The sequence below is a fragment of the Kitasatospora sp. NPDC001309 genome (assembly GCF_042896295.1).
In the GTDB taxonomy this organism is placed as follows: Bacteria; Actinomycetota; Actinomycetes; order Streptomycetales; family Streptomycetaceae; genus Kitasatospora.
In genome coordinates this window covers 231,317-243,376 of the sequence record NZ_JBIAXC010000007.1, presented here as the reverse complement: position 1 = coordinate 243,376, position 12,060 = coordinate 231,317, and the positions used below count along the sequence as shown (strand labels likewise).

General features: G+C 73.6%; 12 protein-coding genes. 7 read left to right on the top strand and 5 right to left on the bottom strand.

Annotated features, from left to right (window positions below):
* Positions 1-43 precede the first annotated feature (43 nt).
* Together ACFY2K_RS10400 and kdpB are read right to left on the bottom strand one after the other, a co-directional pair.
* Positions 44-553 carry a universal stress protein gene (locus tag ACFY2K_RS10400; protein WP_375883684.1) on the bottom strand — a complete coding sequence of 170 codons (510 nt, stop codon included), beginning with the start codon at positions 551-553 and terminating at the stop codon, positions 44-46.
* 187 nt (positions 554-740) lie between these two features.
* Positions 741-2,981 carry a potassium-transporting ATPase subunit KdpB gene (gene kdpB, locus ACFY2K_RS10395; RefSeq protein WP_387710658.1) on the bottom strand — a complete coding sequence of 747 codons (2,241 nt, stop codon included), beginning with the start codon at positions 2,979-2,981 and terminating at the stop codon, positions 741-743.
* 351 nt (positions 2,982-3,332) lie between these two features.
* Between kdpB and ACFY2K_RS10390 the strand changes: the two genes are divergently transcribed.
* The 3 genes from ACFY2K_RS10390 to ACFY2K_RS10380 all read left to right on the top strand — a co-directional run bounded on the left by ACFY2K_RS10390 (position 3,333) and on the right by ACFY2K_RS10380 (position 5,525).
* Complete coding sequence (locus ACFY2K_RS10390; RefSeq protein WP_375883689.1) at positions 3,333-3,509, top strand: hypothetical protein; 177 nt, start codon at positions 3,333-3,335, stop codon at positions 3,507-3,509.
* Between the two features lie 39 nt (positions 3,510-3,548).
* Positions 3,549-4,895 (top strand): diaminopimelate decarboxylase, encoded by a 1,347-nt coding sequence (lysA, locus tag ACFY2K_RS10385; RefSeq protein WP_380406259.1) that lies wholly within the window; start codon positions 3,549-3,551, stop codon positions 4,893-4,895.
* Positions 4,896-4,985: 90 nt separating this feature from the next.
* Positions 4,986-5,525: a hypothetical protein gene (locus ACFY2K_RS10380; RefSeq protein WP_387710655.1), complete on the top strand. Its 540-nt coding sequence runs from the start codon at positions 4,986-4,988 to the stop codon at positions 5,523-5,525.
* A gap of 50 nt (positions 5,526-5,575) precedes the next feature.
* On the opposite strand, the gene ACFY2K_RS10375 is transcribed toward ACFY2K_RS10380, so the two are convergent.
* The gene (locus ACFY2K_RS10375; RefSeq protein ID WP_387710653.1) at positions 5,576-6,532 is read right to left on the bottom strand and encodes an ArsR/SmtB family transcription factor; all 957 of its coding nucleotides are present in this window, start codon (positions 6,530-6,532) and stop codon (positions 5,576-5,578) included.
* Positions 6,533-6,671: 139 nt separating this feature from the next.
* Here ACFY2K_RS10375 and ACFY2K_RS10370 point away from each other — a divergent pair, with 139 nt between their 5' ends.
* Entirely contained in the window at positions 6,672-7,139 is a 468-nt protein-coding gene (locus ACFY2K_RS10370; RefSeq protein ID WP_380521561.1) for a hypothetical protein, read from the top strand.
* Between the two features lie 81 nt (positions 7,140-7,220).
* Here the strand turns inward: ACFY2K_RS10370 and ACFY2K_RS10365 are convergent, their stop codons facing one another.
* A complete protein-coding gene (locus tag ACFY2K_RS10365) occupies positions 7,221-7,592 on the bottom strand; it encodes a winged helix-turn-helix transcriptional regulator (protein WP_387710651.1) in 372 nt (123 codons plus the stop codon).
* An 84-nt stretch (positions 7,593-7,676) separates the two neighbouring features.
* Here ACFY2K_RS10365 and ACFY2K_RS10360 point away from each other — a divergent pair, with 84 nt between their 5' ends.
* Both ACFY2K_RS10360 and ACFY2K_RS10355 read left to right on the top strand, forming a co-directional pair.
* The gene (locus tag ACFY2K_RS10360) at positions 7,677-8,585 is read left to right on the top strand and encodes an NAD(P)-dependent oxidoreductase (protein ID WP_380639159.1); all 909 of its coding nucleotides are present in this window, start codon (positions 7,677-7,679) and stop codon (positions 8,583-8,585) included.
* A gap of 117 nt (positions 8,586-8,702) precedes the next feature.
* Positions 8,703-9,326 carry a hypothetical protein gene (locus tag ACFY2K_RS10355; protein ID WP_380639161.1) on the top strand — a complete coding sequence of 208 codons (624 nt, stop codon included), beginning with the start codon at positions 8,703-8,705 and terminating at the stop codon, positions 9,324-9,326.
* Positions 9,327-9,539: 213 nt separating this feature from the next.
* Here the strand turns inward: ACFY2K_RS10355 and ACFY2K_RS10350 are convergent, their stop codons facing one another.
* Positions 9,540-11,042 (bottom strand): protease, encoded by a 1,503-nt coding sequence (locus ACFY2K_RS10350; RefSeq protein ID WP_380590085.1) that lies wholly within the window; start codon positions 11,040-11,042, stop codon positions 9,540-9,542.
* A gap of 373 nt (positions 11,043-11,415) precedes the next feature.
* On the opposite strand from ACFY2K_RS10350, the gene ACFY2K_RS10345 reads away from it, so the two are divergent.
* Positions 11,416-12,009 carry an isochorismatase family protein gene (locus tag ACFY2K_RS10345; protein ID WP_375883710.1) on the top strand — a complete coding sequence of 198 codons (594 nt, stop codon included), beginning with the start codon at positions 11,416-11,418 and terminating at the stop codon, positions 12,007-12,009.
* Positions 12,010-12,060 lie beyond the last annotated feature (51 nt).

Here is a 12,060-nt window from a genome sequence, read left to right as displayed (position 1 = left end):
GGGTCTTCGGCCCCGGCCGGGCCCGCTGCCGCTGCTGCTGCCGCTACCGTGCCAGCAGCGGCAGCGGTGCCCCGGTGCGGGCGGTCAGCTCCAGCCGGGTCAGCAGCGCCGACGGCGAGACCTCGATCACCCGGCAGCCCGCCCGGTGCCGGCAGTACCGGGCGACGGAGGTGCCGCGCAGCAGGTCGAAGCGGCGCCGGGTGGCGGCGCCGAGGACGAGCAGGTCGTCCGGTCCGGTGACGGCGGCGGCCAGGGCGGGCCCCGGTTCGGCGTTCACCACCACCGGGTGGATCACCAGGCCGGACGGGTAGCCGCCGTAGGCCTGTTCGAAGGCGACGTCCAGTCGGCGGCGGGCGGCGTGCTCCAGTTCGGACAGCGGTCGCAGCCCGTCCCGGTCGCCGACCGTCCAGGCGGCGACCGGCACCAGCACGGCCTCCTGCCGGGCCGCCTCGCCGACGGCGTGGTAGAGGGCGGCCAGACTGCTCAGCGACCCGCTCAGGCCGACGATCACTCGGGTGGTGCCGGTCGTGGTGTCGGTCGTGGTCCCGGTCATGGCCGTTCGTCTCCGTCTCTCCGGTCGCGCACTCCGGTCGGGTTCTGCCGGTGAGGTGCTCCTTGCTTCGGATACCTCCAGTGAACCCCGGAACCGTGCCCTCCGTACCGGCGCTGACACCGTCATGACGCCGGTCGCACGCATCTTGACGGCCTCCTGACAGGCGGCCTCCTGGCGGCCGCGGGGCTCAGCCCAGGCCCGGGACGAACTCGATCAGCAGGTCGATCGCCTTGATGCCGAGGAACGGCAGCACCAGCCCGCCCAGCCCGTACACCCGCAGGTTGCGCCGGAGCAGGTCGGTCGCGGAGGCGGGCTGGTAGCGCACGCCGCGCAGGGCGAGCGGGATCAGGGCGACGATGATCAGTGCGTTGAAGATGATCGCGGAGGCGATCGCGGACTGCGGGCTGTGCAGGCCCATGATGTTGAGGTGGTGCAGCCCGGGGTAGGCGTGGGCGAACATCGCGGGGATGATCGCGAAGAACTTGGCCACGTCGTTGGTGATCGAGAAGGTGGTCAACGCGCCCCGGGTGATGAGGAGTTGCTTGCCGACCCGGACGATGTCGATGAGCTTCGCCGGGTTGGAGTCGAGGTCGACCATGTTGCCGGCCTCCTTGGCGGCCGGGGTGCCGGAGTTCATCGCGACGCCGACGTCGGCCTGGGCGAGGGCGGGGGCGTCGTTGGTGCCGTCGCCGGTCATCGCGACCATGTTCCCGGCGGCCTGTTCGCGCCGGAGGTGGGCGAGCTTGTCCTCGGGGGTGGCCTCGGCGAGGAAGTCGTCCACCCCGGCCTCCTCGGCGATCGCCCGGGCGGTCAGCGGGTTGTCGCCGGTGACCATGACGGTGCGGATGCCCATCCGGCGCAGTTCGGCGAAGCGTTCGGCGATGCCCTCCTTGATCACGTCCTTGAGCTCGACCACACCGAGCGCCCGGGCGCCGTGCCGGTCGTGCACGGCGACCAGCAGCGGGGTGCCGCCGGCCGCGGCGATCCGGTCGACCAGGGGCTTCGCCTCCATCGGCATCCGTCCGCCGGAGTCCACCACCCAGCGGGCGACGGCCGCGGCCGCGCCCTTGCGGATCAGGCAGCCGGTGCCGTCCGGCCAGCTGAGGTCGACGCCGCTCATCCGGCTGTGCGCGGTGAACGGGACGGGTCGCTGCTCGCCCAGTTCACCGGGGGTCCGCGGCGGCACCCAGTACTGACGGTTCGTCAGTTCGACCAGGGAGCGGCCCTCCGGGGTCTCGTCCGCGACGGACGCCAACTGGGCCGCCTCGGCGAGCTGTTCGGTGGTCGCGCCGGGCAGCGGGTGCAGGGCGACGGCCCGGCGGTTGCCGTGGGTGATGGTGCCGGTCTTGTCGAGCAGCAGCACGTCCACGTCGCCCGCGGCCTCGACGGCCCGTCCGGACAGGGCGATCACGTTGCGCTGGACGAGCCGGTCCATCCCGGCGATGCCGATCGCGGACAGCAGGGCGCCGATGGTGGTCGGGATCAGCGCGACCATCAGCGCCACCAGGACGACGGTGGTCTGCGGGGCGTGGGCGTAGATGGCCATCGGCTGGAGCGAGACCACGGACAGCACGAAGACGATGGTGAGCGAGGCCAGCAGGATGTTGAGGGCGATCTCGTTCGGCGTCTTCTGCCGGTTCGCGCCCTCGACCAGGGCGATCATCCGGTCCACGAAGCTCTGCCCGGGGCGCGAGGTGACCCGGACCACCAGGTGGTCGGAGAGCACCTTCGTCCCGCCGGTGACGGCCGTGCGGTCGCCGCCGGACTCGCGGATGACGGGCGCGGACTCGCCGGTGATGGCGGACTCGTCCACCGTCGCGACGCCCTCGACCACCTCGCCGTCCTGCGGGATCACCTCCCCGGCCGGCACCAGCACGATGTCGTGCAGCGTCAACTCCTCGGCGGGGACGACCTCGTGTCGGTAGTCGCGGGTGCCGACCCGCCAGTGCAGCAGCCGCCGGGCGGTGGTGGCCGCCTGGGCGCGGCGCAGGTAGGCGGCCTGCGCCTTGCCCCGGCTCTCGGCCACGGCCTCGGCGAGGTTGGCGAACAGCACGGTCAGCCAGAGCCAGAAGGAGATCGCCCAGGCGAAGACGCTCGGGTGGACGACGGCGCTGATGGTGGTGAGCGCCGAGCCGGTCTCGACCACGAGCATCACCGGGTTGCGCAGCATCGTGCGCGGGTGGAGCTTGCGTACGGCGGCGGGCAGTGCCTCGGCCAGCTGGTGCCGGGTGATCAGCTGCCGTCGGCCCTTGGCGGTCGACGGGCGGTGGCTCGGGTGCGGGTGCGGGTGCGGGGGCTCCGGCGCGGCGGGCTCCGGGCGGCGGAACCAGTTCTGCGGGCCGGGGCCGGTGCCGGGGGTGGTGCCGGGCGTGGTGCCCGGGCCTGTGCCGGGGGTGGTGTCCGGTGGGGTGAGGGCCGAACGGCGCATCGTCTCGGGGGACCTTCCGGGGCGCCCCGAAGCTGCGGGGCGGCGTGCTCGGGGCGACGGGGACGGGCCACAGCCCACCATCGGAGTCCGCCGGGCCATGCCGGCCTTGACGCGGGCTTGGCGAGGAAACGGCCATCCTTGACGCTTCCCTGACATTGCCGGCGCCCGGCCCCTGACCTGCACGAACAGTCGTTCGGAACGCTGGAATCCCGGGCATGTCAGGAAGTCGTCAAGGTACGCCCCCGATGCGTAGGCCGTGCGTCAAGGCCGGGTGCGAACGGTGCCCGGAGGGTCTCCACTGGATGCGGGCCGCCGGACGACGGCCCCTGCCGCAGATCCCAGGAGCCCGCCGTGACCACCGCCACCGCCCTCATCGACGTCGACCGGCCGCTGGGGCGCACCATCCGCCTGGTGCCCGCCGCCGACCGCCAGGACCGGCCCGAGCCGCCCTCACCCGCGCCGAGCACCGTCGACCAGGCGCGCACCCGCCCGGCGCACTGCCGCTTCGCCATGCACTACGAGGACTGACCGAGCCGCCCTTCCCCACCACCCGTAGGAGTAGCCGCCATGACCCAGCTGATCGCCCCGCCCGTTCCGACCCCCGCCCCCGCCGACACCCTCGGCGGCCCGTGGCCCGCCTCCGCGCGGCCCGGCCCGGGCGGTGAGGTCCTGGTCGGCGGCGTCGGACTGGCGGAGGCGGCCGAACGGTTCGGCACCCCGCTGTACGTCCTGGACGAGGGCGAGGTGCGCAGCCGCGCCCGGGCCTACCGGCGGGCACTTCCGCACGCCGAGGTGCTGTACGCGGCCAAGGCCTTCCTGTGCAGCGCCATGGCCGACTGGGCCGCCGAGGAGGGCCTCGGCCTGGACGTCTGCTCCTCCGGCGAACTGTGGCTGGCCGTCTCGGCCGGCTTCCCGGCCCAGCGCATCCTGCTGCACGGCAACGCCAAGTCCCCGGAGGAACTGCGGCTGGCCCGGCGGCTGCGGGTCGGGCGGATCGTCATCGACGGCCCGGCGGAGATCGCCCGGCTGGCCGCGCTGGTCGCCGCCGACACCCCGCAGAAGGTGCTGGTCCGGGTCGTCCCCGGGATCGCGGCCGGCCACCACGCGGCCGTACGCACCGGCGTCGGCGGCCAGAAGTTCGGCTTCCCGATCGAGGGCGGCGACGCGGCCGACGCCATCGCCCGGGTGCTCGACCAGCCCGGACTCGAACTGGCCGGACTGCACTGCCACCTGGGCTCGCAGATCACCGAGCTCGAACCCTTCCTCCAGGCCGTCGACGCCCTGGTGCGGCTGCTCGCCGCGGTGCGGGACCGGCACGGCGTCGAACTGGCCGAACTGGACCTCGGCGGCGGCCACGGCATCAAGTACCTGCCGGGGGACGCCGAGTTCGACCTCGCCGAGTTCGCCGTCCGGGTCACCGACCGGCTCGCGGTCCGCTGCGCCGAGGCCCGGCTGGAGGTGCCCCGACTGATCGTCGAGCCGGGCCGCGCCATCGCCGGACCGGCGGCGGTGGCCGTCTACCGGGTGCTCTCCGTCAAGCACACGGCGGACGGCCGCACCTTCGTCGCCGTCGACGGCGGCATGAGCGACAACCCGCGCCCGGCCCTGTACGGATCCCCGTACAGCGTCCGGCTGGTGGGCCGCCGCTCCGACGCCGGCGCGGCCCGGGTGGACGTCGTCGGCCGCCACTGCGAGGCGGGGGACGTCCTGGTCCACGACGCCGTCCTGCCCGCCGACCTGCGCCCCGGCGACCTGCTCGCCGTCCCCGCGGCCGGCGCCTACCAGCTGTCGATGGCCTCCGGCTACAACCTGGTCGGCCGGCCCGCCGTGGCCGCCGTCAAGGACGGCCGCGCCCGGCTGCTCATCCGCCGTGAGACGGTCGAGGACTTCCGCCTGCGCGAGGTCGGCCGCTGACCCGGTGCCCGGTGCCGCTGACTGCGGACCGCAGCGAACCTGTTGGGCATCCGATGACGCATCGTCATCCGAGGGCGTTACCTTCTGACCATGATTCGAACGACTCGTGTGCATCCCGTGGTGGTCGCCGGCGTCTCCGCGCTCCTGCTCGCGGCCTGCGGGCCCGCGGACCCGGCGCCGTCCACGCAGCCGTCCGCGAAGGCCGCCGCGCCGGACGGCACCGCCCCGAGCACTACAGTCCCGAGCACCGCCGGCCCGGGGCCGACCAACACCGTCGTCATCAGCGGCAGCAGCGGTGGTACGTACGAGTTCACGGGGGGTGCCTGCCTCGGCAAGGAGTCCCCGTCCGGGAACCTCCTGCTGATGGCGACGGGCGGGCCCGACGGGAAGGCCATGCTGACGGCCGTCTTCGACGGCAAGGGGGAGATGATCCTGACGGTGGCCATGGACAAGGTCCTCGCCCCGTCCACGGTCACCTGGGGAGGAAAGGCCGAGGTCGGTGAGAAGGCAGGCCGGACCAGGGACGTTGTGACCTTCACCGACCTGCCGGTCTCCAGGACGCCGGACGCTGCCGAGGCGAAGGCCAGCGGCAGCCTCAAGTGCGACACCCTGGGCCCCGCGATGCTCTGAACGCCGTGCCGGCTCCGGCCGCCGCGAAGCCGTGCACCGACGGCCGGTACTCAGCCGAGGAGGAGGTCGCGGCCGAGGGCGGTGAGGCTGTGCCGGACTTCGCGGCCCCGGCGCTCGGTGGTGATCACCCCGGCGTCGCGCAGCACGGTGGCGTGGGCGGAGGCGGTCGGTGCGGACACGCCGAGGTCCTCGGCCAACTGGCCGGTGGTGCAGGCGCCCTGGGCGATCGCCCGGAGGGCCCGGGTGCGGGCGGTGCCGAGGAGGCGGGCCAGTCCGTCCGCGTGGCGGGCCGGGTGGTCGCGGCCGGGGTACAGCAGGGCCGGCGACCGGTGGGCGCCCAGGGGCGCGGTGAGGCCGGAGAGGAACAGGTTGGGCCGCAACTCCAGCCCGCGCCCGCCGAGGTCGTACGCGAGCCGCCACTCCGGACTGGCGTACCGGAGGGTGCCCTCGTCGTGCCAGGACAGGTCCGGGTGGAGCTGCGCCAGCATCGGGCCGAGCCCGGTCTCGGCGACGGCGCGTGAGCGCTGTTCGACGTCCGCCCGCAGGGCGCGCTGGATGTCGGGCCAGTCCGGGGCGAGGCAGGTGCGGAACAGCGCCCAGGCGGCGTCGGTGATCCGGCGCAGCCGGCGGGTGCCGCCGTCCCGCAACTCGGCGATGACGCGGGGGAGGTCCGGCCCGGTGCCGTAGTCCTGCATCTCCCGGTGGACCTCGGCCTCGGGGAGGGCGAGCAGGGCGTCGAGTTCGTCGCCGATGGTCGCCCGCGCGGCCGTGCTGTCGGGGGTCAGGAACATCGGCACGCCGAGCGGGCTCGCGTTGACCAGATCGATGAACGCCGCGGCCTGCTGCGGGACGTGGCCCTTCACCCGGCGCCACCACCGGTCCCGGTTCACCGAGTCGCGGGCGCAGTGGTGCTGCGGGCCGGCGACGCCGCCCAGCACGTGATCCAGCGGAGAGACCGCGAACCGGACGCGGGCCAGATCGGCCGGCCGGAAGCCGATTTCGAGCACAGCCGATGGTGCCACGCGGCCGGGCCGCCGTGGGTGAGTTCTCAACTATGAGGCCCAGCGGCGAAGAGCTGTCGCCGGAGGAGCCCCGACGGCGAAGGTGGCGGTGCACGGCCAATCCGACACCGGAGGAAAGAAACCCATGCGCAAGCTCGCCAGCCTCGCCCTCGCGGCGGCGGCCACCCTCGGCCTGGTCATCGGCTCCACCAGCAGCGCCTCGGCACAGCAGATCGGGGGCGGTGGCTGCCGCGGGGGCCTCGACATCAAACCGAACTCGGTGTACGTGGGCCACGGCGTCTCGCTGCTGCCGTGTGCGCGGCCCAACAACCTCCAGAGCAGCGTGGCCTCGTCGGTGACCGCCTACGGGACGCCGGACACCCAGGTGCGCATCTGGCAGGCGGTCGCCCGCGTCAACGCGGACGGCTCCATCAGCGACTTCAACCCGAGCGTCCTCTACACCGTCGACAGCGACCTGTCCAACAACGTCTCGCAGCAGTGGAACGGGCACGACCTCTACTGCGCACTCGGCGGGACCTTGGTGATCGACACCTGGATCACCAACAACGACGTCCGCCAGGGCTCGGTGCAGTCGCCGAGGTTCACCTGCTGACGCAGGATCCCGACGGCCCCGAGCCGTGACGCGCCCGCGCGGGCCGGGTGGGTCCCCCCCACGACCAACCCGGCCCGCGCCCTACCCGAGGGAGGCCTCGGCCACGGCGACGAGGTCGAGCCCCTCGCGCCGGACCCGGCCGGCTCCCCAGACGCCGAGCGGCCGGAGCGCCTCGTTGAGCGTGCGCCCGTCCTCGGTCAGGGAGTACTCCACCCGCGGCGGCACCTCGGCGAAGACCTCCCGGTGGACCAGGCCGTCCTGCTCCATCTCCCGCAGGTGCTGCGTCAGCATCTTCTCGCTCACGCCCGGCAGGGCGCGCCGGAGTTCGGCGAAGCGGCGCACGCCGTGGGTGGTGAGCTCCCACAGGATCAGCCCTTTCCACTTGCCGCTCACCACGTCGAGCGCGGCGTCGATCCCGCAGATGTAGGGCCCGTTCCTCGGTGCCTTGGCCATCACCGATCCCCCTTACGAAAAGGTAAGTACCGCAGAAAATAGTGGGTACTTCCGAGGATAGTTGCCCTCTCCGAGGATGGAGGGGTGAACGAACGACAGAACCACACCAACGGTCAGCACAGCGCCGTCACCGTGATCGGGCTCGGCCCGATGGGGCAGGCGATGACCCGCTCCCTCCTCGCCGCCGGCCACCCGGTCACCGTCTGGAACCGCACCGCCGCTCGGGCCGACGGCGTCGTCGCGGCCGGGGCGACGCTCGCGGCGACGCCCGGCGAGGCGGTCGGGGCGAGCGACCTCGTGATCCTCAGCCTCACCGACTACCGGGCCATGTACGACATCCTCGACGGTGCCACCACGGCGCTCGCCGGGCGGACCCTGGTCAACCTGAGCTCCGACACCCCCGACCGCACCCGCGAGGCGGCCGCCTGGGCGGCGGGCCACGGCGCCGAGTTCCTCACCGGGGGCGTCATGGTCCCCGCGCCGATGGTCGGTACGGCGGCGTCCCACGTCTACTACAGCGGTCCCGGGCAGGTGATGGAGCGCCACCGGGCCGCGCTGGCCCTGCTCGGCACGCCGAGGTACCTGGGCGAGGACGCGGGCCTCGCCCAGATGATGTACCAGGCCCAACTCGCCGTCTTCCTCACCACCCTGTCCGCCCTGATGCAGGCCACCGCGATGCTGGGCACCGCGGGGATGAAGGCCGCGGAGGCCCTGCCGGACCTGCTCTCCTCCGCCGACACGATCGGCGCCATCCTGCGGGCCGGCGAGGCCGCCCCCGGCACCGCGCTCGACGCGGGGGAGCACCCGGGCCACCTCAGCACGGTCACCATGATGGGCGCGACCGCCGACCACATCGTCGAGACCAGCACCTCGCTCGGCCTCGACCCCGCCCTCCCATTGGCTGTTCAGGCTCACTACCGCCGCGCGATCGAGGACGGCCACGGCGCGGACAACTGGACCCGCATCATCGACGGCATCCGGTCCCCCCGCTGACCAACTGCGGTGCGGGTGGGGCGCACGGGGGCCGCGCGGGGGAAGCCGGACCGCTCTGGTACGGATCCGTCGAGGATTCGCTGATGTTCTGTCACACAGGAGCTCTACGTTGTGCCCATGATGCGAATGACTCGTGTGGTCCCCGCCGTGGTCCTCGGCGCCTCCGTCCTCCTGCTCTCGGCCTGCGGTTCCTCGGGCTCGTCGTCCTCCTCGAACACCGCCGCGCCAAGTTCCGCCGCACCGACCGCCGCCGTGCCGACCGCCGTCACGTCGAGCGCCGCCACCTCCGCACCGGCCGACGCGCCGACCCCGGCCGTTCCCTCGAAGACGGCCGATGCGGCGGGCGGTTCGGCAGGTGGTGCGGCGGGCTCCGGGGGCGCGAACACCGTCACCATCACCGGCAGCGAGGGCGGCACGTTCACCTTCGACACGGCGGGCTGCGTCGGCAAGAAGTCCCCGTCCGGCCCGCTGACCCTGAGCGCGACGGGCAAGTCCACCAAGAAGGCCGCCCTGGTCATGGGCTTCGACGGCCAGGGCCAGATGAGCCTGTTGCTGACCGTCGGCGAGCCCGAGGACCCGAAGGTGGCGGCGTGGGCCGGAAAGGTCCCGGTCGGTGCGGGGGCCGGCCGCACCGAGGACGCCATCACGTTCTCCGGCATGGCGGTGCACCAGATGCCGGGCGGCATCGACGCCACGGCCAGCGGCACCCTCAAGTGCGGGTCCGCCGACGCGCTGTTCTGATCGCTTCGCACGGGAAGTCGGCCCGGCCGACTTCCCGTGCGGGAGTTTGAAGACGGGCCCTCCGACCGCGCTCAGGCGGGCTGCCAGAGCTCGATGCGGTTCCCCTCCGGATCCGTGACCCAGCCGAACTGGCCGAGCCGGCCGGGCCGGTGCCGCACACGGCTCCGCCCCGTCGAGCCGCACAGCTCGACGGGGCGGAGCGCCGGGCCGCGGTCAGCCCGCCCGGACGGCGCTGACCAGGTCCGGCAGCAGGTTCGCCGCGTCGGGCGTGCCGAGGCCGGTGACCGGGTCCCAGCCCGTACCGGCCGGGTAGCCCGGGACGGTCGGGTCGGTGGTGTTGTTCCCGAGCGTCACGTCGTTGAAGTCGGCCGCGTACTTCGCCGGGTCGGCGCCCAGCTTGTACAGGGCCGGGTTGATCTGGCCCAGGCCGCCGCCGTTGATCTGGTCCGCGATCGAGACCAGGCCGGCCCACTGGGGGCAGGACAGCGAGGTGCCGCCGATGTCGTACCAGCCCGTGCTGCACGGTGTGGCACCGCACTTGAGGCCGGAGGAGCCGTCCGGCGGCAGCGACAGGTAGACCAGCGCGCCGGTGCTGGAGGCGGCCTGGAGGGAGACGTCCGGCACGCCGCGCTTGGCGCCGATCGCGGTGGAGCCGGCCGGCAGCGCCGACTGGTAGTCGGGCCGGTCGAAGACCCGGCTGAACCCGCCGCCGGAGTTGGTCCAACCCACCTCGGCGGAGCCGGAGTTGCTCTGGCAGGCGGCCGGGTTGTCGGTGCTGTCCACGGTCCGGGCGCCGGTCGCGCCGGGGTCGGTGCACAGGTAGGTGCCGCCCACGCCGGTCACCAGCGGGTCCGAGGCGGGCCACTCCACGGACGGGTACGGCAGGGTCGAGCCGCCCGACTTCACCGGGGTCTTCTCCGAGCCGGCCGTGCCGCTGTCGCCGGAGGAGCCGAGCACCGTGACCCCGTTCAGGGCCGCGGACTTGAAGGCGTGCCGCAGCGGTTCGATGGACTGGGCGCTGCCGAAGGCGCCCTCGGCGGAGGCGAAGGACTGCGAGATGACGTTCGCCAGGTGGTGGTCGACCACGTACTGCTCGGCGTTCATCAGCGTCGGCAGGCCCTGGACGCCGAGCGTCTCCGCGGTCGGCGTGCTGACCAGCAGGATGTTCGCACCGGGCGCCATCGCGTGCGCGGTCTCCACGTCGAGCGCGACCTCCAGCGCCCACGCGGCCTTGCTCTCCTGGCCGGTGCCGTGGCTGGTGGGCGGCGGGGCGTTGGTGCCCGGATCGCCCTGGACGTGCAGCTCGCCGAAGGACGGCATCCCGGGCCGGCAGGTCACCGCCTCCTCGCCGCACATCGCGGTGACGCCGAAGGCCTGGTCGAAGACGTGCAGGTCGTGCGCCATGGTGTCGCTGCCGTACGAGTCGAGGATCGCGATCGTCTGGCCGCGGCCGTCGAAGCCGCCCGCGTACAGCGGGCCCAGGTGGTAGGCGGCCCTGATCGCCTGGGGGTCGAAGCAGCGGCGGCCCGCACTCGCGCACTGCGTCGGGGTGGGGGGAGTGGTGCCCGCCGACACCTGGGCGTAGTCGGCCACCGTGGGGTGCACCGTCGGGTAGCCGGCGGCCGCGGCGCCGCCGGGCACGGCGCTGCCGACCACCGGGGCGGCGAGCGCGCCGGAGGCCGCGAGGGCCAGGCTGCTCACCCCGGCCAGGAGCATGCGGCGTATCGTTCGAGCCTTCAAGTAGTCCTCCACGAGGGTGGGTTGGGGGACATCGGCGATCGACCCGGGGTGGATCGAGCACCCCGGGCACGGAGCGGAACACGGAGCGGAACACGGAGCGGAATCCGGGACGCGGGGTCACGGACGGCCGCGAGTGTAGGTGCGGCGCCGACCGGCTCTCAATGGCCTGTTCGACGCGGGTTCGACGCCCTTTCGACGGCGGCGGCCGCCCGCCGCGCCCCGCCGTATCCCTGCCGGGAACCGGTGGAACCCGTTCGAGTGAACGGCCGCCCGGTTGCTTCGTCCACGGCCGTCGACCCGCCAAGCTGGGCCGCGGATGCGTAAGAACCTGGTGAGGAAAGGCCGTTCGATGACGCGCGCGCTGATCGTGGTGGATGTGCAGAAGGACTTCTGCGAGGGCGGAAGCGTCCCGGTCGGCGGCGGCGCCGACCGGGCCCGGGCGATCGCCGCGCTGATCCAGGGCCCGGAGCGGGAGGGGTGGTCCCGGGTGGTTGCGACCCGGGACCACCACGTCGACCCGGGCGGCCACTTCTCCGAGCATCCCGACTACCGGGACTCCTTCCCGGTGCACTGCGTGGCCGGCACCGAGGGCGGCGAGTTCCACCCCGACTTCCTGCCCGCCGTCGAGGCCGGCGCGGTCGACGAGGTCTTCTACAAGGGCGCCCGCTCCGCCTCCAAGAGCGGCTTCGAGGGCTTCACCGCCGACGGCACCCCGCTCGCCGACTGGCTGCACGACTGCGGCGTGGACGCCGTCGACGTCGTCGGCATCGCCACCGACCACTGCGTCAAGGCCACCGCGCTGGACGCCCGCCGGGCCGGCTTCGACGCCCGCGTCCTGCTCGACTACACGGCCGGCGTCGCCCCCGACACCACCGATGCCGCGCTCACCGAACTCCGCGACGCCGGGGTCGACCTCACCGGCGCCCCGGTGGTCCGCTCCTGACCCGCCGGCGCTCATAACGGAACGGTTGCGGAGCCCGCCCTTCGCTGCGCC